This window comes from Actinomadura rugatobispora, from assembly GCF_055379765.1.
Genome location: NZ_AP029191.1, coordinates 3404136 through 3421356 on the forward strand (window position 1 = coordinate 3404136; position 17221 = coordinate 3421356).

At 72.5% G+C, this 17221-nt stretch carries 26 protein-coding genes and 1 tRNA gene; 13 read left to right on the forward strand and 14 right to left on the reverse strand.

Annotation, left to right across the window (positions count from 1 at the left end):
* Positions 1 to 110: 110 nt before the first annotated feature.
* From ACZ466_RS14440 to ACZ466_RS14455, 4 genes are all read left to right on the forward strand, one after another.
* Positions 111 to 521 carry a DUF6011 domain-containing protein gene (locus tag ACZ466_RS14440; protein WP_378284595.1) on the forward strand — a complete coding sequence of 137 codons (411 nt, stop codon included), beginning with the start codon at positions 111 to 113 and terminating at the stop codon, positions 519 to 521.
* Positions 522 to 610: 89 nt separating this feature from the next.
* Positions 611 to 1156, forward strand: a complete 546-nt coding sequence (locus ACZ466_RS14445; protein WP_378284596.1) for a hypothetical protein — start codon at positions 611 to 613, stop codon at positions 1154 to 1156.
* Positions 1153 to 1329, forward strand: coding sequence for a hypothetical protein (locus tag ACZ466_RS14450; RefSeq protein WP_378284597.1), 177 nt, complete (start codon positions 1153 to 1155; stop codon positions 1327 to 1329). Before ACZ466_RS14445 ends, ACZ466_RS14450 begins: the two co-directional genes overlap by 4 nt.
* Positions 1330 to 1442: 113 nt before the next feature.
* Complete coding sequence (locus tag ACZ466_RS14455) at positions 1443 to 1709, forward strand: hypothetical protein (RefSeq protein WP_378284598.1); 267 nt, start codon at positions 1443 to 1445, stop codon at positions 1707 to 1709.
* 55 nt (positions 1710 to 1764) lie between these two features.
* Here the strand turns inward: ACZ466_RS14455 and ACZ466_RS14460 are convergent, their stop codons facing one another.
* Complete coding sequence (locus ACZ466_RS14460; protein ID WP_378284599.1) at positions 1765 to 2319, reverse strand: class IV adenylate cyclase; 555 nt, start codon at positions 2317 to 2319, stop codon at positions 1765 to 1767.
* Positions 2316 to 3107, reverse strand: a complete 792-nt coding sequence (locus ACZ466_RS14465) for a helix-turn-helix domain-containing protein (protein ID WP_464043657.1) — start codon at positions 3105 to 3107, stop codon at positions 2316 to 2318. The genes ACZ466_RS14460 and ACZ466_RS14465 overlap by 4 nt, the downstream gene beginning before the upstream one ends.
* A gap of 140 nt (positions 3108 to 3247) precedes the next feature.
* Here ACZ466_RS14465 and ACZ466_RS14470 point away from each other — a divergent pair, with 140 nt between their 5' ends.
* Positions 3248 to 3562, forward strand: coding sequence for a hypothetical protein (locus ACZ466_RS14470; RefSeq protein ID WP_378284601.1), 315 nt, complete (start codon positions 3248 to 3250; stop codon positions 3560 to 3562).
* Positions 3559 to 3837, forward strand: coding sequence for a hypothetical protein (locus ACZ466_RS14475; protein WP_378284602.1), 279 nt, complete (start codon positions 3559 to 3561; stop codon positions 3835 to 3837). Before ACZ466_RS14470 ends, ACZ466_RS14475 begins: the two co-directional genes overlap by 4 nt.
* Positions 3838 to 4388: 551 nt before the next feature.
* Here the strand turns inward: ACZ466_RS14475 and ACZ466_RS14480 are convergent.
* The 9 genes from ACZ466_RS14480 to ACZ466_RS14520 form a co-directional block, all read right to left on the reverse strand.
* Positions 4389 to 4547: a hypothetical protein gene (locus ACZ466_RS14480; protein ID WP_378284603.1), complete on the reverse strand. Its 159-nt coding sequence runs from the start codon at positions 4545 to 4547 to the stop codon at positions 4389 to 4391.
* Positions 4544 to 5254, reverse strand: coding sequence for a hypothetical protein (locus ACZ466_RS14485; protein WP_378284605.1), 711 nt, complete (start codon positions 5252 to 5254; stop codon positions 4544 to 4546). The genes ACZ466_RS14480 and ACZ466_RS14485 overlap by 4 nt, the downstream gene beginning before the upstream one ends.
* Positions 5251 to 5625 (reverse strand): helix-turn-helix domain-containing protein, encoded by a 375-nt coding sequence (locus ACZ466_RS14490; RefSeq protein WP_378284606.1) that lies wholly within the window; start codon positions 5623 to 5625, stop codon positions 5251 to 5253. The genes ACZ466_RS14485 and ACZ466_RS14490 overlap by 4 nt, the downstream gene beginning before the upstream one ends.
* Before the next feature lie 103 nt (positions 5626 to 5728).
* Entirely contained in the window at positions 5729 to 5932 is a 204-nt protein-coding gene (locus ACZ466_RS14495; protein WP_378284607.1) for a hypothetical protein, read from the reverse strand.
* Positions 5929 to 6591, reverse strand: coding sequence for a helix-turn-helix domain-containing protein (locus ACZ466_RS14500; protein WP_378284608.1), 663 nt, complete (start codon positions 6589 to 6591; stop codon positions 5929 to 5931). Before ACZ466_RS14500 ends, ACZ466_RS14495 begins: the two co-directional genes overlap by 4 nt.
* Positions 6581 to 6787, reverse strand: coding sequence for a hypothetical protein (locus tag ACZ466_RS14505; protein WP_378284609.1), 207 nt, complete (start codon positions 6785 to 6787; stop codon positions 6581 to 6583). The genes ACZ466_RS14500 and ACZ466_RS14505 overlap by 11 nt, the downstream gene beginning before the upstream one ends.
* A gap of 216 nt (positions 6788 to 7003) precedes the next feature.
* Positions 7004 to 8419 (reverse strand): DnaB-like helicase N-terminal domain-containing protein, encoded by a 1416-nt coding sequence (locus ACZ466_RS14510; RefSeq protein WP_378284610.1) that lies wholly within the window; start codon positions 8417 to 8419, stop codon positions 7004 to 7006.
* Between the two features lie 186 nt (positions 8420 to 8605).
* Entirely contained in the window at positions 8606 to 9019 is a 414-nt protein-coding gene (locus ACZ466_RS14515) for a helix-turn-helix domain-containing protein (protein WP_378284612.1), read from the reverse strand.
* Complete coding sequence (locus ACZ466_RS14520) at positions 9016 to 9237, reverse strand: helix-turn-helix domain-containing protein (RefSeq protein WP_378284614.1); 222 nt, start codon at positions 9235 to 9237, stop codon at positions 9016 to 9018. The genes ACZ466_RS14515 and ACZ466_RS14520 overlap by 4 nt, the downstream gene beginning before the upstream one ends.
* Positions 9238 to 9339: 102 nt before the next feature.
* Here ACZ466_RS14520 and ACZ466_RS14525 point away from each other — a divergent pair, with 102 nt between their 5' ends.
* The 3 genes from ACZ466_RS14525 to ACZ466_RS14535 are packed head-to-tail and all read left to right on the forward strand — an operon-like array spanning position 9340 to position 11239.
* Positions 9340 to 9981, forward strand: a complete 642-nt coding sequence (locus ACZ466_RS14525; protein WP_378284616.1) for a helix-turn-helix domain-containing protein — start codon at positions 9340 to 9342, stop codon at positions 9979 to 9981.
* Positions 9978 to 11096 carry a site-specific integrase gene (locus tag ACZ466_RS14530; RefSeq protein ID WP_378284617.1) on the forward strand — a complete coding sequence of 373 codons (1119 nt, stop codon included), beginning with the start codon at positions 9978 to 9980 and terminating at the stop codon, positions 11094 to 11096. Before ACZ466_RS14525 ends, ACZ466_RS14530 begins: the two co-directional genes overlap by 4 nt.
* Complete coding sequence (locus ACZ466_RS14535; RefSeq protein ID WP_378284618.1) at positions 11057 to 11239, forward strand: tyrosine-type recombinase/integrase; 183 nt, start codon at positions 11057 to 11059, stop codon at positions 11237 to 11239. The genes ACZ466_RS14530 and ACZ466_RS14535 overlap by 40 nt, the downstream gene beginning before the upstream one ends.
* A gap of 110 nt (positions 11240 to 11349) precedes the next feature.
* On the opposite strand, the gene ACZ466_RS14540 is transcribed toward ACZ466_RS14535, so the two are convergent.
* Positions 11350 to 11434: transfer RNA gene (locus tag ACZ466_RS14540), tRNA-Leu, on the reverse strand.
* Positions 11435 to 11705: 271 nt separating this feature from the next.
* On the opposite strand from ACZ466_RS14540, the gene ACZ466_RS14545 reads away from it, so the two are divergent.
* The 4 genes from ACZ466_RS14545 to ACZ466_RS14560 all read left to right on the forward strand — a co-directional run bounded on the left by ACZ466_RS14545 (position 11706) and on the right by ACZ466_RS14560 (position 15650).
* The gene (locus ACZ466_RS14545) at positions 11706 to 12695 is read left to right on the forward strand and encodes an anti-sigma factor RsbA family regulatory protein (RefSeq protein WP_378284619.1); all 990 of its coding nucleotides are present in this window, start codon (positions 11706 to 11708) and stop codon (positions 12693 to 12695) included.
* A gap of 80 nt (positions 12696 to 12775) precedes the next feature.
* Entirely contained in the window at positions 12776 to 13699 is a 924-nt protein-coding gene (locus ACZ466_RS14550) for an MEDS domain-containing protein (protein WP_378284620.1), read from the forward strand.
* Complete coding sequence (locus ACZ466_RS14555; protein WP_378284621.1) at positions 13699 to 14613, forward strand: anti-sigma factor RsbA family regulatory protein; 915 nt, start codon at positions 13699 to 13701, stop codon at positions 14611 to 14613. The genes ACZ466_RS14550 and ACZ466_RS14555 overlap by 1 nt, the downstream gene beginning before the upstream one ends.
* A 161-nt stretch (positions 14614 to 14774) precedes the next feature.
* Positions 14775 to 15650, forward strand: a complete 876-nt coding sequence (locus tag ACZ466_RS14560) for an MEDS domain-containing protein (protein ID WP_378284622.1) — start codon at positions 14775 to 14777, stop codon at positions 15648 to 15650.
* 11 nt (positions 15651 to 15661) lie between these two features.
* Here ACZ466_RS14560 and ACZ466_RS14565 read toward each other — a convergent pair whose 3' ends face one another.
* Complete coding sequence (locus ACZ466_RS14565; RefSeq protein WP_378284623.1) at positions 15662 to 16114, reverse strand: hypothetical protein; 453 nt, start codon at positions 16112 to 16114, stop codon at positions 15662 to 15664.
* Positions 16111 to 16647 (reverse strand): SigE family RNA polymerase sigma factor, encoded by a 537-nt coding sequence (locus tag ACZ466_RS14570; RefSeq protein ID WP_378284624.1) that lies wholly within the window; start codon positions 16645 to 16647, stop codon positions 16111 to 16113. Before ACZ466_RS14570 ends, ACZ466_RS14565 begins: the two co-directional genes overlap by 4 nt.
* Positions 16648 to 17221 lie beyond the last annotated feature (574 nt).

Sequence of the window (17221 nt, forward strand, 5' to 3'; positions counted from 1 at the left end):
TCCGTCGCTCGTGTAGCTACGGAGAATCCTCGCACACCCGTTGTGTAGCTACCAGGTTTGTGCATACCATGTAGCTACCCGGTTAGGGCAAGCGAGCAAGGGAGCGCGACATGGCGAAGCGGACCAAGGTTCCGACGGCGAACTGCCAGCGCTGCCGCGGCCTGCTCACCAACGCCCGCTCCGTCGCCCGCGGCTACGGCGCCCGCTGCTGGGCCCTGAAGCGTCGCGAGGACGCCGAGCGCCAGGCGCTCACCACCGCCACCCGCGCCGCCGACGTGTCCGCCTTCAAGGACGGCGCTCGCGTGCTCGACAAGGCCGAGCAGCTGATCGACGACGGCGCGATCGTTCGGACCCGGTTCGAGGGCCAGTACCTCGCCAACGGTTCGGACGGCGTCTCGACCTACCTCGTGGACACCACCGAGCGGTCATGCACCTGCAAGGCCGGGCAGCGCCTCGGCCGCTGCAACCACCTGGTGGCCGCCGACATCCTTGACCACTTCGCCGCACTCGTCGCGGCCTGACCCTTCCCCCGCTGACAAGGCGGGCCCGGACGCAGCGATTCCGGCGCTGGCCGGGCCCCTGGGCTCAACCTGCAAGAGAGGTCTCACCCATGGCTCAGAAGCCTACCCACCGCGTGACGTTCACCCCGGCGCGCCTGTCCGTCGGTCAGGCCGACGGAACCGCGTGCGTGGTCTGCAAAGCCGACTACCTCGCCGAGGCCCAGGGCATCCCGAGCGTCCCCGTGGGCACCGTGAACGGCGCCCAGGTGTTCGCCTGCGCCTCGCACACCGAACCGGCCGCCGAGGGCAAGTCGAACGACTGGCCCGCCGGCGAACCCGCCACGGTGCGGGACGCCGAGGCGAGCGTCTGCCCGGCCTGGTGCATCGAAGGCCCCAAGCGGCACCACCACCACCGGGGCATGCCAGTGCTCATCGCCCGCCGAGACGGCGACGGGCTCACCTTGGCCGAGGTGCTGCCCTTTCAGGTTCCCGGAATGCTGCCCCGCGTGGTGGTGGACGGCCCGAACGACGTGGCCGCGGTCCTCACCGCCGGCCAAGCGCGCGAACTCCTGGCCGTCCTGGAGATGACCCGCGGCCCCGGTGGCGACCCGTTCGCCGAGGCGGTCCGCCTGGTTCTCGACGCGATCACGGCGTGACCAGCGTCGAGCAACTCGACGAGTTGCAGGCCCTGGAGGCCGAGTTGACCAACGCACTCGCCCGCGTCCGGGCCGCGCGCAAGCGCGCCGAGGCCGAGGCGGGGCCGCTGGTATCAGTGGCCGCGGCTGAGCGTCGCCGGAGCTTCCGCGTGATCACGGGCGGCCGGTCGTGAGCCTGTCGGAGCAGGATCGGCGTACGGCGCGAGTCTGCGCGAGCGTGGCCGCCCGCCGCGGACTGCCGCTCGAGACGTACCCGTGGCGCGGGCGCGCCGGCCGCGACCGTGCCATGCGATTCATCTGGGGCCGCACCTACGCCCAAACCCGTCCCGAGCTTTGCGCCCAAGCGCTCGCCGATGGGGAGTCGGGGGTGTGGTCAGTGGTGTGGGACGCCTACGGCCGCGGCCGGGATGCCGCGACGGCCGGAGAGCCGTTCACGTTGTGGACATGCCCGTACCGGCTCGACGCCGTGACGGCGGTCGAGCGTGAACAGTTCCGGCAGTGGTGCCGTGGCTACGACTCGGTGCGCCCGTTCCCTGTCGACTACAGCGGCTAGAACCGGCCCTCACAGGAGCCCCGTACGGTCACCGACCGGCGGGGCTCTCGCACGTTCATGCGCGGGCGTGAAGTACCGCGTCGGTGTACTGCTCGGTCGTCAGGTCCGCGTCCGTGATGCCCAGCTCAGCCAGGACCGCGCGGACGGCGCCGAGCGCCTCGGCAAGTTCGTCCTCGGCGGCGAGCGTCTCCAACTCGACGAACGTCCCGTCAAGCTCGGGCACGGTGACCACCGTCGCAAGCATGGTCATGCCGCGCGCGTTGAACCGGTAGTTCACGCAGTCCTTCGTCAGCCGGACGTGCTCCACAGCGCCCAGAGCACGGAGCACCGTGTCCACCACGGCCGGGTCCGCCACCTTCGTCTCGTGCTCAGGCTTGGACCCGGATGCCTCGTCCACGGCCGGCTCCTTGTAGGTCAGGATCGTCTGACGCGTGCCGCTCCGGTCGACCACCCGCATCCGCAGTTCCCGACCCTCGGCGGTCAGCGAACCGTCCACCCGGTCGTAGTAGGTGTCCCGGTAGACGCTCGGCTCCTCCTCAGCGCGCTTCCGCAGCTGCTCGCGCAGTCCCTCAGGGTCGCGTACCCGCGCCTTCAGCTCAGCCTCGATCACCGGTCATCCCCTCCTGGGCGCCGTGCCCGCCGCCACACGTCGTCGTAATGCCGTCTGAACCCTGCATGCAGCACGCCATCGGCCGCTGCCGTGAGCTTGTACACCCCGGACCGGTGCCCTTCGTGCGTGGACCCGAACGCCGATAGGTACAGCGTCCCGTCGAACGACAGCATGCGCCACGTCGGAAGGTCGTCGTACAGCCGGACCTGTAGCCGCATCCGCGGGTGCCCGTCCAGTTCGGCCAGCCGCGCCAGCGACAACCGTATCCCTGCCGTGAACGACTCGACGGACTCGGCGATCTCCTCGGCACGGATCGCGGCCGCCGGCGCGTCCGGGTCCAGCAGCAGCACGCGGACGCGGACGGGCGTCTTCCGCCCGGTGAGCGGCCCGCGAAGGAGGGAGTCGTTCATGGCGACCAAGCCGAGGACGCGGACGGCCAGGATGTCGAGAGCCTCGGCCGTACCCGCGTGCTCACGCAGTTCGCGAGCGACGTCGGCCTGGCTGCCGTACACGTTGGCTATCTCGGCGTGCCCGGCCAGCGCGCCGGCCTCGGCGCGCCGCGGCGCGAGACCGAGCAGCGCGCGGGCGGCGTCCGGCATCGCCAGGCCGTCCGCGATGCGCTCGTACACGTCCAGCTTGGTCACGGTCCGCTTGCCGTTGATGATCTCATTCAGGCGACCCTGGCCCATGCCGGTCGCGGTGGCGAGGCGGGCCTGACTGGCGCCGGAATACTGCTGAGCGAAGCGGAGCACGGCGGCGATGTCGCGGGCAGCGAGCGCGCTGCGCAAATCGGCCCGCCGCCATGCCGAGGCGGGCAGTTCTACGGGCCCGTACGCTGCGCTCTCCATCTCACCGTGAGATTACATCTCACCGTGAGATACCCGTCGGGGGATCGAGTGTGGCCGGAGAGTGACGGCATGGTTCCGTCATGACCCAAACACCCGCGGACGGACAAGGCATCGCGGAGTTTTACGGGTGGGCGCCGCCGCAGATCTACGGTTGGGACGTCCCCGGCTGTGGTGCGGGCGGCGTCACCGACTCCGTGCAGCGCGCCGCCGGGCGCGTCCAGGACGAACTGGAGACCGCCCCGGCCGGGACGACCGGGTCAGTGCGGCGGCTGCACATTGCGGGCCATGAATACCGAGATGGTGGCCTGATCTCCTACGCCCGCCGTGACCCTGAGGGCGTGACGTGGCGGACGGCGGACGACACCGACGAGCAGGTCCCGGAGAGCGGCACGTGAGCGATACCGAACTCCTTGGCGCCCTGGCCGTGGCCCTGATCGGTGAGGACTGGTGCGCCATGCCGCGGTATCACGAGGTGCCGATCAGGCTGCGGGTCTGGCACCCGTCCAACCCGGTCGTCGGCGAGACCGTGAACGTCACGTGTGAGCCGGACGGCCCGTGGTTCCGCTCGTCCACGGGCGCGCTCATGGCCCGATGCGACGACATCCCCGGCGCCGTCGACTACATCGACCGCGAGCTCGGCGCGCTCGTCCACCCGCGCGCGCCCGCGTAGACAGCCCGCGGCCCGCGCAGGTTGCGGCGCGCACCTGGGGCCGCGGGTGACCACGTCGTACGGCCGTGCGTCCCTCCCTGTCGTCACGCGGCCGTACGGCACCACCGTGGGCCCCGGGCGGCCGGGGAAGCTCAACCGGGGCTCACATCGGGGCGGCCGGGCGGGGTGGAATCCCCCGGCCGCCCCACCTGGACGCGGGGCGGCCTGGCCGGAACGGCGCGGCAGCCGGACCGCCCCGCACAAGCCCCGTGGTCCCGGATCTCCTCATGCGCGAGCGGGGCCGGGACCACGGCCTCCGCGCGTGGCGGTCGTCGGGACGCGCTGTCCCCTCAGCACCCGACGGCCGTCACGCCCCGTCTGGAATGGGTGGGGGGAGCGTTCGTCCCCCACCGCGCCGAGGCCGTGAGCCTCTGACCAGGAACGGAACACGCCCCCGGCCAGCAGGCCGAGGGCGCGATACCGCCGCTGATACTTCAGCCGCGGCTACGTCGTCCAGGTCGTCGGGCACATGCGGTCCCGAGCCGATCGAATGCCGCCGTAAACCAGCGCGTTCACCGTGAGGCCACGCGCCGTCGCCTTGGGGGTGGCAGCGCGGCCCGGACGGCGTGCTCCAGCGTCGCGGGCGGGCCGGTCGTGGTCCTGGTGGGCTTGCTCGCCTCGGCCTCGGCCTGCTCGGCATAGTGGCGGGTGATGGCCTGTTCCAGGTTCACGCGGCGCCCCCGTCCGCCTCGCCGGCCTCGGCCAGGTCGGGCTGATACATCGTGGCGTGGCGGGCCATCCCTTCGGCCACCGGCCGGAGGAGCTGCCCGTGCCGTGGTGAGATGGACGACTCGGCGTCGACGACCACGCGGGCCAGGTGCTCACTGGTCCGCAGCGGGAACCGGGCGATGCCGTCAGCGATCACCCGAGGGCGCCCCGAGAACGTGCTGTCGACCCTGACGCCGAGATCGGCCATGGCCGGGCCGCCCTCCTCCTCCCGGAACGGGTAGCCCTCGATGCCGTCGCGGGCTTGCTGCCACGCCTGGTTGTAGGTGTTGGCCGCCGAGACGAACGCGGTCACGGCGTCGCGCATGGTCGCGTAGGCGGCGGCGAGCGGCTCGACGTCCAAGGCGCCGGACCGGGCCGCGGCCTTGATCTCCTCGGCGCGCGTCTTGCGGGCGTCGGCGACCATGGCGGTCCGGGCCACGGTTGCCTTGCGTTCGGCAGCCTCGCGGCGGAGCCGGGCGAACCGCGACAGCCTGTGCGCGTCGTCCAGCTCGGCCGCGGTCACCGCGTCGTCGCCAGCCCGGACGCGTTCCTCCAGGGCGTCGACCAGTGCGGCGGCCTCGGTCGCCTCGGCCTCGGCCTGGGCGACGTCGTCGGCCGGGTCGCGCGGCGCCGCGGCGGGCGTCCTCCGGGTGGTCTTGGTGGCGGTCATCGTGGGGTACCTCGTTTCAGCGACTCGGGATCGATCAACCAGGTACGGGCCACGCGGCGCGCTTGGAGACGGCCGGTGGACGCCCAGTGCCGCAGTGTCCGGGCAGGGTGCCCGGAGTCGGCGGCAAGCTGGGCAACCGTGACCCACCCGGCACCATCGATCATCTCCGCCGCCTCCCCGCGGTTGCCGTTGTCGGCAACCGGCGGCCGGTCGGCGACGGCGGCCAGTTCGGACAGGAACGGAGCCAGGCCGGGCGGGATCATCCCTCCGTCCTCGCGCACCTCCCGGGCCAACGCGCGCACCAGGACGCGCAGAAGTGGCCCGGCCAGGCCCGGCGGTACCACGACCGCGGGCGCTTCCTGCTCGGCCATCACGGGCGGCCGCACATCTCGGGAACCGCTTTGATGGAGCGGTGCCGCCGCAGGCAACCTGCGATGATGAGCGCCGATGGCACGGTGATGGCACGTGCGGGAGTCATCCGGACGTCTCTCCGGGTTCATCGTCGGCGGCCGGGCGGCGCCCCTTCCGGGCCTCTTCCCAGATCTCGATCTCCCGACGGGTACGCGGACCGCGCCGGCCGCGGCGTACCTCCTCCTCGCCGAGCTGCCGCCGCTCCTCGGCAAGCCACTGCCGCAACTCCCGTAGCCGCTCCTGGGGCGTCTTCTCCGGGCCGGTCACCACCGGTACCCCACCCGGATCCTGTGCTTACCGAGGTACAGCGTGAACGGCCGCCCGGCCTGCTCCCGAAGCCGCCGCGCGACGTCCATCAGCTCGTTCACCACAGCGAGCGCCTCGGCGTCATCCAGCGCGCCCGGCCGGGCAAGGATCCGCTCGGCCTTGCGGGACGCGGCATCGGCTTGCCGGTGCAACGCCAGCGGACGCGCGATGTTGCTCGGCAACGGCACCCGGCCGGCCAGGATCCCCGCCTCGATCTGGCGCCGCCGGAACCGCGCCGAACCATCCGATTCAGGGCGCAGCGACGGACCGGCCGCCGCGGCGAGCACCTCCAGCAGCTCGACATGCCGATCGGGATCGAGCCCCATCGCCAGAGACGACAGCATCGACCGGCGCGGCCGACGCTCCCCCCGCTCCAACCGGACCACGGTGGAACGGGTCGTCGCCGCCCTGACCGCCAGCGCCCGCGTCCCGAGACCGGCCTCGGCCCGGAGCCGGCGCAGCGTCTCGCCGAGCGTGGCGGCCAGGCGCTCGCGCTCGTCCGGGTCCGGCAGGTACGCGACCGGTCGCACAGACGCCGGACGCCTAACACACGCGCGTGCGCGCGAGGGACCCGCCACCGCGCCGGGCGGCATCATGTCGGGCAGCGCGTCAGCGGTCATCGGTGGTCACCTCCTGGGCGGTGCGGCGGGCGAGAATGCGGGCGTGGCGGGCGCGTAGGCCGGCCGCGCGGCGGGCGTTCTTGGCTTTGCGGTCGGCCTCGCGTTGCTCGCGGCGGCGGCGGGCGTCGGCGAGGCGTGCGGCGAGCCGCTCGTCGACGGCGGCCCGTAGTTCGTCGGCGGCCTGGTCGTCAATCACGGGTTACCTCCCGGGCGGCGTGCCGCGCCGGGGACCGGCCGCGCCCCTGGGGGCCGTATCCCCCAAAGGCCCCCCGTAGGGGTACACGCGAATACGCGGATACACCGCAGGTCAGAAGGTGTGCGAAGAGGAGCGGATACAGCGAATCCGTATCCGCCTGTTGTTCGAGCAGTTCAGAGGGCGGATACACCGGCCGAATACGCGCGTACACGAGGGTCATTCGGCACCTCCGAGCGTGTCCCACTCGGCACGGTGCTCTGCGATGGCCTTCTGTACGGCGCCTACGGATGCGCCGGTCATCTCTGCGAGGTCGCGGTACGAGGGACGGTCACCGATCTGTTCGCAGTAGCCGACGATGCGGGCCCAGAGGATGTCACGGGGCCGGGTGAGGGGCGACCATGGCCAGGTGCCGCCGCGCTGGAGGGCGGCGGGGATGTCCCGGCTCGCGTCGCGCTGGCCGCGCCAGGGGGTGAGCTGGCCGTCCTTCCCGATGTGGAACCCGAATTCCGGCCAGCGCAGCCACCCCGACCAGCCGTAGGGCTCGATGGCGCGGCGGGTGCCGTGCATGGTCTTGGAGGCGTGCGCCTCGATGAGCAGGGCGCAGCCGATTTGCACGCGGAGCGCGTCGAGGGTGACCGCGACGGGTTTTGCCGACTCTTCCTCGATGGGTGAGCCGTTGGCCATCTTGTACAGGGGGCCGATGATCAGCAGGTCAGGGGCAACGGTCTCGGCGAGGCGGCGCAGCCATTCGCGGTCGGCCTGCCCGGTGAGGTCCATCCCCTCGGGGCGGGAGCGCAGGAAGAAGTGTCCGGCGCGGTAGCGGTCGCCGGCGGCCAGGCGCAGGGGGCGCAACTCGCGCCGGCTCTGGGCCTCGCTGTTCTCCAGGTCGACCTGGAGGACGCGCAGGGGGGCGATGTGCGCCCCGGTGAAGGGGTGGATGCCGCTGGACGCCTGCATACCCACCTGGCGCAAGAGGGTGCTCTTTCCGGACCCCTCGGCGCCGGTGAGGACGAACCGGTCCCCGCGCTCCAGGAAGCCGGGGATGACCCAGTCATAGGCCGTGTCGTCCTCAGCGGCGAGCAGCTCGTCCAGCTCGACCGCGGTCACTGCGTGCTCGACGTCGGCCAGGCGCGTTTCGACGGTCAGGTCGTAGGCTGCCCGCTCGGTCAGTTCGGCGAGGTCGGTCCCGGTCCATGCCTGCTGTTGTGCGCGCTCCAGGGTCTCGAGCACGCGGCGGCGTGAGGCTAGACGCGCAACGGTGCGGGCGTAGTAGTCGGCGTTCGTGACGGTCGGGCACGCGGTCATCAGGTCGTGCAGATACGGCGGCTTGAAGTCGCCGGAGAACTCGTGATGCTTCTCCAGCTCGGCCCGCACGGTCTCGGAGTCGACCGGGATTCCGTCACGCCGCATGGCCGTGATGCGCTCGTAGATCGTCTGGTGTGACGGCCGGTAGAAGTCGTCACGGGCAAGGATCTCGGCGACCTTGGCCGCGGCCTCAGGTGACCACAGCATGGCACCGAGGGTGGCCTGTTCAGCGCCGATGTCATGCGGCCGGGGCCGGTCGTCGAAGTCGGTCACCACCACCCCCGGCGCTTCAGGGCGTGCTCGACCGAGGCGGGCACGATGGGCCATAGCCCTTGGTCGAGCAGGTGCGCGCGGGCCTGGCGCCACGCGAGCAGCGCGGCCGGGCGCACGTCGTCGAGTACCTCCGGGGGCGGACCGTGACGACGTACGATGGTGGTGTCATGTCGCGTCGAACCGAGTGACGTTCTGGCGGCCCTGCGGAGGACCGGTGACCTCCCGGGGCCGCTTCGCTTCTCAGGAGGCACGGGCACCGCCGAAAGGGAGTCGGGGGACGTCCGGTCCCCCAGCGTCGGCGGCCTGACCAGCGGTGCCGCCCTCGGCGAGGGGGCCGTGATCCTGACCGTGATACCCCGTGAGCGCGTCGAGCGCCCGGAGCGCCCCGTGGAGGATTTCCCGCGCGGCCGTCACCGCATCGGCGGTCGGGACGGTGGCGGGCGCCTCGGCCGGGGCCGGGGGCGGCGCCTGGACCATCGCCAGGAGCGGCGCGACGGGGATCAGGGTCTTGGTGCCGACCTTGACCGCGGGGATCTGTCCCTGCTCGATGGCGCGCCGCACGGTGCGTTCGTCGCACGGCTGGTCGTCGGCGAAGAACTCGGCGGCCTCGCGGACGCTCAGGAAGTTCCGCGCGCGCAGTTCGGCGGGGGTCACGCGGACAGTTCCTCGACCTCGAACAGGTCCCGGACGTTGACGCCGAGACGGCGCGCGACCTTGACCTTGGTGAGCGGGGCGAGGTTGCGCTGTCCACGCTCGACACGGCTGATCGTGGCAACGCTGAGCCCGGACAGACCGGACACGTCTTCTAGCGAAAGAGCATGCCTCCTGCGCCACGTGCGCAGGAGGCTCTCAGTGGTAGGGGGAGCAGACATGGAACCTGCCTAAGTCGTTGCATGCTGCACTGATGACAGCAAGCAGACTCTCACTCCTGCATGCTGCTGTCAAAGCAGCGAGCAGTTGATACCGTTCGCTCCATGGCAAGAGATGACGCAAAACTGCGCGTGCGGACGATCGGGCAGGTAGTCGGCCGGAACCTCGCTGAACTCCGGGAGGCGCGCGGCCAAACCCAGCGTGAGGCGGCGGCGTTCGTTCGCGGGTTCGGACTTGCCTGGACGCCCGCGAACATCGCATCAATCGAGAGCGGCCGGCGGGAGACGATCGATATCGGCGCGTTCAGCGTGCTCGCCCTCGCCTACGATGTTCCGCCGTCGCGGTTCTTTGAGGGTAAGGGCGAGGTGCGACTAGGCGCCGAGGTCAGCGCCGAGTTGGAGTACTACCGCGGGTGGCTCGACCGGCAAGTGCCCAAGCCGCCCCTGACCATGACCGGGCGGACGGCCCGCAAGGTTCTCGACGCGATGCCCGATGACGGGAAGATCCAGTTTCAGGCGGATGCAGAGTTGGCGGATCGTCTGGGCCTGGAACCCAAGGACGTCTACCGCCCCGCAATGGAGTTGTGGGGCGGGCGAACCCTGCATGAAGAGCGTGACCGTCGGCTGGCCGAGCTCGGGCAGATGACGCCCACTCAGCGCCGTACACGCCGAGGCCACATCACCCGGCAGTTGGCGAAGGAATTGGAGCCCCACCTTCCCAAGCGAGACAGATCGGAGGAGAAGTGACGACCAAGAAGAAGGAGCGGAGACGCCGGAGCCCCGGGGAGGGGAGCGTCTTCACGTACAAGACCAAGGCCGGCGAGCGGTACGGGATCAAGTTCCAGCGCCCCCTGGAGGACGGCACGACGAAGACCGTCTTCCGCCGCAGGGGCCCCAACGGCGAGAAGTGGACGACCTACACCGACGCGTCGAAAGCGCTGCGTGACGCGCTCGGGAAGGTCGACCGGGACGAATGGGTCGACCCGTCCAAGCAGCCGGTAGGCGAGTACCTCGACACGTGGGCGGCCGGCCTGCGTCTCGGTGACTCGACGGTGGCGTCCTACAAGAAGAACATCCGGCTCCACCTGAAGCCGTACCTCGGCGCGGTCCCGCTGGCGTCCCTGACCACGGCGAAGATCGACGCGCTGTACCGCACGTTGGAGACCACGGGGCGCCGCAACGGCAAGGGCGAGACGACCGGCACGGGGCTCAGCGCCCGGACGGTCCGCTACATCCACACCATCCTGCGCTCAGCCCTCCAGGACGCGGTCGACGCCGAGCCCGCCCTCCTGGTGAAGAACCCAGCGGACAAGGCCACCCCGCCCACGGCGAAGGAGGCCAAGCCCCCGGAGATGCACCCGTGGACGGCCGTCCGTCTCCGTGCCTTCCTGGACTGGTCGGCCAGCCACTCCCACCTGCACACCGCGTGGTGGGTCCTGGCCATGACGGGGATGCGCCGCGGGGAGCTGCTCGCGCTGCGCTGGCGCGACGTCGACCTGGACGCCGGGACGCTCAGAATCCGCCGGTCGGTCGGCGTCATCAAGGTGAAGGGGCAGAAGAACCGCATTCAGGAGGGCGACACCAAGACCAGCAAGCCCCGGACGGTCGACATCGACGAGACCACGGTGGCGCTGCTGCGCGCGCACAAGCGCGAGCGCGGCGGCCTGGCGCTGAAGTTCGCCCGCGATGACGCGCTGGTGTTGGGAACGCCGAGGGCACGCACCGGCACCCGGAGACGTTCGCCAAGGCGTTTAAGCAGCACCTCGCCCGCTGCGAGAAGCACCTCGCCAAGGCCGGCCAGGAGGCGCCCCCGGCGATCCGGTTGCACGACCTTCGGCACACCCACGCGACCCTGCTACTGATCAAGGGGACGCCGGTCAAGGTCGTCTCCGAGCGCCTCGGCCACGCCAGCGCGACGATCACCATGAACATCTACGCGCACGTCTTGCCCGGCAACCAGCGCGCCGCGGCCGACTCGTTCGCCGCCCTGGTCGCCGAGGCGTAGAACCATGATCCACAGGCGGGAAGTATCAGCGGAGTATCAACGGGCCTCTGAGCGCCCGGACGCCGAACCGCTGCACGCCTGTGACCTGCTCGTCCTCCGCATCGATCTTGTGCGGACGGGGGGACTCGAACCCCCACGGTGTCTCCACCAACAGGACCTAAACCTGCCGCGTATGCCTGATTTCGCCACGTCCGCCCGATGCCGTGGTCGTTCGCCCCGGTCACCTACAAAGGCGAGCACAGCTTAGCGCCCCGACCGGCCCGTCCGACATCACTTTCGCCGTCCGCATCCCCCGGGGAGAGCCGTCCGTAATGGCGATATCTCAGTTGGTGATAATCGGCCCCGGCATCGGGCGGGCGGCGGCTTAGGCTGGACGGGTCCCTCCCGCGTGCGCCGGGCGACCGCCCCGGGCGGTCTCGCGCACGCGGCGGGCGACACCGCGACCGCCGACGCAGGTGGGGTCATCGTGACCGAACCCTTCACCCATCGCGTGCTTCCCTACGACGGGATGGACGACTATCTCGCCGGTGCCCTCCCGTTCCTGCGCGACGGCATCGACTCCGGCGACCGCGTCATCGTGGTGACGCCGCCGGCCGGCGAGCTGCTGCTGCGCGACGCGCTGGGCCCGGCGGCCGGCGCCGTGGAGTTCACCGAGTCCTCGCGCTGGTACGCGCATCCCTGCCGCACGCTGTCGGACTGCCTGGGCCAGGCCGAGGCGCTGGCCTGGCAGGGGCGGCGGCTGCGGCTGCTGGGCGAGCCGGCGTGGACCGGCCGCGACCCGCTGGAGGTGCTGGAGTGGCAGCGGGTCGAGGCGCTGGTGAACGTCGCGTTCAGCGGAACCGGCGCCTCGCTGCTGTGCGCGTACGCGCGCGGCCTCCCGCCGGGCGTGGTCGCCGCGTCGCACCGCACCCACCCGGAGACCCTCAAGGGTGACAAGGCCCTGGCCAACCCCCGGTACATGGACCCCTGGGCCTACAGCGCGGAGTGCGACCGGGCGCCGCTGAACGATCCGCCCGCCGGCGCGGAGACGCTGCCCGTCGACCTGCCCGACCTGTACTGGGTGCGGCAGTGGGTCGTCGACTGCGCGCGGCGCGTCCCGCTCGGCGGCGACGGCCTGCAGCGGCTGCTGGTGGCCGTGACCGAGGTGGTGACCAACGCGATGCGGCACGGCCACCCGCCCATCGTGCTGAGGATGTGGGCCGATCCCGCCGACCGGTCGCTGGTCTGCCAGGTCACCGACGCGGGCCGGTGGGCGCCGGGCGCCGATCCCGGGCTGATCCCGCCGCGGTACGGAGGGCCCGGCATGTTCGGGCTGTGGGCGGTCCGGCTGCTGTGCTCCATCGTCCAGATCCGGACGGACGACCACGGGACCACCGTGCGGTTGCGGTTCCGGCTTCCCGCTCCGGGCGGGGGTTCCGCGCCCGCCCGGCCATCGACCGACGTCAACACAGCGTGAGGGACTCCATGCGTTGGGCTTCCAATCCGGCCGGACCGGCGTACGCTGAACGAGACCGAGACGACCCCGTAGGGCAGGCCATGGAGACCACCTGGTTCGCCAAACGCCCCGTCGGCGAGGTACGCCCCGGCGACCATGCCTGGCTGGCCTATTCCGGAGCGGAGGAGCGCGACCGCGTGATCGGCGCGTTCGTCGGCGAGGGGCTCGAACACGACGAGAAGGTCGTCTACGTGACCGACACCCCGGTGGAGGACCTGCCCGGGATGCGCCTGCGGACCCCGCTCGACCTGCACGAGCTCACCGGGTCGCGGCAGCTGCGGGTCATCCCGCGCGAGCGGGCGTGCCTCGACTCCGCCGGCCGGTTCTCGCCGGAGCGGATGCTCGAGACCTTGGCCGACGAGGCGGCGCAGACCTTCGGCCAGGGCTTCCGCGCGGTGCGGATCACCACCGACTACACCTGGGTGCTGAACGGGCCGGGCCGCTCCGACCTGACCCAGATGCTGGGCTGCGAGCACCGCTTCGGCCAGGACGTCTCGCCCAGCACCATGGCCATGGCGATCTGCCAGGTGGCCCGGCGGGCGTGCCGCCCCGAGGAGCTGGCCGCGCTCCGCGACACCCACGAGGTGCTGGTCGAGGTCGACCCCGAATACGACGACGGAATCCTGAGGATAGTGCGCACCTTCGACCCTCACGGGCTGCGCGTCGAGGGCGAGCTCGACCCGGCCCGGCACACCGCCTTCGGCGACCGGCTGGGACGGGTCGCCCGGAGCCGCCGCCCCGTCCACCTGGACTTCTCCCGGCTGCGCTTCATCGACCTGGGCGGGCTGAACCTGCTGGTGCGGCAGGCGAACGTGCCGGGCGGCGAGCGCACGCTGGTGCTGGACGAGCTGCACCCCTACGTGGAGAACGTCATCGAGACGGTCGGCTGGCACCGGCTGCCCGGGGTCGTCCGGGGCCGCGACGGCGCCGGGACGCGCCCGTCCGGGCGGGAGGGGCGGGGCTGATGACGCTGGAGCACAGGGCGTTCCTGTACGACGGCGTCGAGGAGTTCCTGTCGGTCACCGCGCCGTACCTGCGGGAGGGCGTGGAGGCGGGCGAGGCCGTGGTCGTCGTGGTCCGCGAGCCGGGGCTGAGCGCGCTGCGCGACGTGCTGGCGCCGCTCGCCGCGGAGATCGAGTTCTACGACTCGGCCGTCTTCTACCGGCATCCGGTGCGCACGCTGAAGAGCTACCAGGAAGTGGTCGTCTCCAAGATGCCGCGGCCGGTGCGCGCGCTGGCCGAGCCGGTCTGGCAGGGCCGGTCGCCGCGCGAGACCGTCGAATGGGCACGGTACGAGTCGCTCATCAACGTCGTGTTCGAGGACTCGGGGGCGCGGGCGCTGTGCCCGTACGACCTCGACGGCCTGCCCTCCGCGGTCATCGACCACGCGCGCCGCACCCATCCGCTGCTGGCCTGCGGCGCGCACAGCGCCGGCTACGTCGATCCGGTCGCCTTCGGCGAGGAGTGCGACCGGACGCGCCGGTTCGACCGCCCGCGCGAGACCGCGTACTTCGCCGTCGAGTCCGACGACCTGTACGCGCTGCGCGTCTTCGTCGGCGGGCGGGCGGGCGCGCACGGACTGGGCGAGCAGCCCGCGCGGAACTTCGTGACCGCCGTCAACGAGGTGGCCGCGAACGCGCTGCGGCACGGCGCGCCCCCGGTCGGGGTGCGGGTCTGGTCGGAGGGGCCGGATCTGGTGTGCGAGGTCGGCGACAACGGGCTGTGGCTGCCCGGTCCCGGCCCGCTGACCGGGTTCGTCCCGCCGGAGTCGGCGCTGGAGCGGGGCTTCGGGCTGTGGTCGGTGCGGCTGCTGGTCGACCTGATGGAGCTGCGCGCCGGATGGGACGGGACGTTCGTCCGGCTCCGAACGGCGCGGTGAGCGGGACGGACGACGAAGACGGAGAAAGTCTCACATGGCGACGAAATCAGGGTGATCCGGGCGCCGCATGGGCGGCGCCGTCCGTCGTAGCCTTGGGCATGGCCGCAGAACGCGGTTCGGTCCGAGGTCCGGTACGAGGTGGAGACGGGACGGGTGGCGTCATGGAGACCCTCTGGTCCGTCCGCAAGCCGGGGCGGCCCGTGTGCAAGGTCGGCGGGCTGCGGCCCGGCGACCACGGCTGGCTGGCGTACGCGGGCGAGGCGGAGCGGCACCATGTGACCGGCGCCTTCGTCCGGGCCGGGCTGGCCGCCGGTGACGCGGTCCTCTACCTCGCGGGCAGCGCGCCCGTGACGGTGCCCGGCCTGCCGCCGGGGAACGGCCCGGTCGCCGGGGCGGAACGGCTGCACGTCGTCGCCCTCGACCGCGCCGCCGGACGCCCCGGCGCGGCGGCGTACCCCGACGTGCTGCTGCGGACCATCGCCGGCGAGCTCGCCAGGGCCGGCGGGCGCGGCCTGCGGATCGCGGCCGACCTGACCTGGGCGCTGCACCTGCCCGACGGCCTGGAGCGGCTGCTGCGCTGCGAGCGCGACATCGACCTGCTGATCGGATCCGGCGGCGCCACGGCCGTGTGCCAGTTCGACCGCCTCCGCTGCGCCCCCGCCGAGCTGGACGCCCTCGGCGCCGCGCACGGGATCGCGGTCGCCCCCGACCCCGAATTCGAGGACCCTGTGCTCCGCGTCGTGCGCACCTTCCAGCCCCCGGGGCTCGCCTTCTCCGGCGAGCTCGACGCGTCCCGCCACTCCGTGCTCGTCCAGGCGCTGGCGACCGTGATGAAGAGCGCGGGCGACGAGGAGGTGCACCTCGACCTGGGCGGGCTCGGCTTCATCGATCTGGGCTCCCTCAACATCCTGGCCCGGACGGCCGGCCATCCCGGCAACCGCGCCCCGCTCGTCCTCGACCACCTGTCCCCGCAGCTGCGGACCCTGATGGAGACGGTCGGCTGGCACATGCTGCCGGGCCTGCGCCTGGGCACCTGACCGCCCTCGGTTCAGGGGCGGCCCTGGGCCGTGGGCGAGGCGGTCGGCACGCCGGACCGCGAAGGACTCGGGCCGATCCCGGGGACGGCGGGCACCGGCTGCGTCGCACGCGGCGGCCGCGACGGCGCGGGCCACCGCGGGGACGGCGCGGTACCCATCGGCGCAGGCACGGACGGGCTCGGCACGGGCATGACCGGGGCCTCGCTGGGCGGGCTGATCGGCCGCGGCGCCGAGGGCCGTTCGTCCGCGGGCCACAGGAACACCAGCGCGACGGCCACGGCGGCGAGCACCGGCACCGCCCACCGGAACAGCCTGCGCCGTCCCGGACCGGGCGCCCGCCGCGCGGCGGACTCCCCGGCGTCGCCGGGGTTCTGGAGCCGGTGCAGCAGGGCCGGGTCCGGGTGGATGCCGTCCGCGGCGCGCCGGTAGTGCTCGCGCACCAGGGTCTCGAGGTCGTCGTTCACGCGCCCGGCCCTCCTCCCTCGCCCCGCGCGGCGTCGACATGGCGGCGCAGGGCGGCCATGGCGCGCGCGGTGTGGCTCTTCACCGTGCCCCGCGAGATCCCGAGGGCGTCGGCGATCTCCTGCTCGTTCAGGTCGCACCAGTACCGCAGCACGACCACCGCGCGCTGCTTCACCGGCAGCGCGCGCAGCACCTCGTCGAGGTCGCCGCCCGGCACGGGTCCCGGACCGGCGGGCGCCCCGGCGAGCCGCTCCAGGTCGGCGGCCGCGCCGGCCGGGACGTCCCGCCGCCGGGACCGCCGCCTGTTCTCGTCGATGGCCAGGTTCACCAGCACCTTGCGCGCGTACGCCTCGGGCTCCCCGGCGGCGATCCGGTGCCAGCGCCGCGCGACGCGTTCGTAGGCGATCTGGAGGAGGTCCTCGGCGAGGTGCCGGTCGTACACGAGGAACACCGCGGTGCGCAGCAGCCGGCCCGCGGTGGCGGTCACGAACTCCTCGAACGTGATCTCCGCTCCGCGGGCCTCCCGCGCGTTCACCGTGAACAGACCGCACCTACTCCGGCAGCCGGGACGGGACGGGCGTCGGCACGCCCGGCGGGCGCGGCTCCGGCGCGGTCCTCGTGGGCGTGGGCACAGGCTGGGACGGCCGCTCGCCCGGCGACACGCACCGCACCGGCGGCGACGTGGGCTCAGACGGCCGCGGCACCGCGTCAGACGGAACGGGCCTCGCCGTAGAAGTCGGCTCAGGCGGACGCGGCACCGCGTTGGACGGAACGGGCCGGGCCGAAGGAGTCGGCGGGTGTGGCACCGCGTTGGACGGAATGGTCCGAGCCGTGGGAGTCGGCTCAGGCAGGCGCGGCACCGCGTCGGACGGAACGGGCCTCGCCGTGGGAGTCGGCTCAGGCAGGCGCGGCACTGCGTCGGACGGAACGGGCCTCGCCGTGGGAGTCGGCTCGGGCAGGCGCGGCACAGCCGTAGACGGAACGGGCCGGGCCGAAGGAGTCGGCGGGTGTGGCACCGCGTTGGACGGAATGGGCCTGGCCGTGGGGGTGGGGGGTCGGGAGGGGTCCGGCGTCCGGGTGGGGCAGGGGACCGGGACGGGGGTGGCGGG

What these genes read in the sequence shown, in the direction of transcription:
- ACZ466_RS14455 (WP_378284598.1), top strand. Translation starts at nt 1,443, where the DNA reads ATGCGATTCATCTGGGGCCGCACCTACGCCCAAACCCGTCCCGAGCTT.
- ACZ466_RS14550 (WP_378284620.1), top strand. Translation starts at nt 12,776, where the DNA reads ATGGAGACCACCTGGTTCGCCAAACGCCCCGTCGGCGAGGTACGCCCC.
- ACZ466_RS14490 (WP_378284606.1), bottom strand. Translation starts at nt 5,625, where the DNA reads ATGGCCGAGCAGGAAGCGCCCGCGGTCGTGGTACCGCCGGGCCTGGCC.
- ACZ466_RS14440 (WP_378284595.1), top strand. Translation starts at nt 111, where the DNA reads ATGGCGAAGCGGACCAAGGTTCCGACGGCGAACTGCCAGCGCTGCCGC.
- ACZ466_RS14470 (WP_378284601.1), top strand. Translation starts at nt 3,248, where the DNA reads ATGACCCAAACACCCGCGGACGGACAAGGCATCGCGGAGTTTTACGGG.
- ACZ466_RS14520 (WP_378284614.1), bottom strand. Translation starts at nt 9,237, where the DNA reads ATGTCTGCTCCCCCTACCACTGAGAGCCTCCTGCGCACGTGGCGCAGG.
- ACZ466_RS14560 (WP_378284622.1), top strand. Translation starts at nt 14,775, where the DNA reads ATGGAGACCCTCTGGTCCGTCCGCAAGCCGGGGCGGCCCGTGTGCAAG.
- ACZ466_RS14510 (WP_378284610.1), bottom strand. Translation starts at nt 8,419, where the DNA reads ATGGCCCATCGTGCCCGCCTCGGTCGAGCACGCCCTGAAGCGCCGGGG.
- ACZ466_RS14500 (WP_378284608.1), bottom strand. Translation starts at nt 6,591, where the DNA reads ATGACCGCTGACGCGCTGCCCGACATGATGCCGCCCGGCGCGGTGGCG.
- ACZ466_RS14555 (WP_378284621.1), top strand. Translation starts at nt 13,699, where the DNA reads ATGACGCTGGAGCACAGGGCGTTCCTGTACGACGGCGTCGAGGAGTTC.
- ACZ466_RS14525 (WP_378284616.1), top strand. Translation starts at nt 9,340, where the DNA reads ATGGCAAGAGATGACGCAAAACTGCGCGTGCGGACGATCGGGCAGGTA.
- ACZ466_RS14445 (WP_378284596.1), top strand. Translation starts at nt 611, where the DNA reads ATGGCTCAGAAGCCTACCCACCGCGTGACGTTCACCCCGGCGCGCCTG.
- ACZ466_RS14485 (WP_378284605.1), bottom strand. Translation starts at nt 5,254, where the DNA reads ATGACCGCCACCAAGACCACCCGGAGGACGCCCGCCGCGGCGCCGCGC.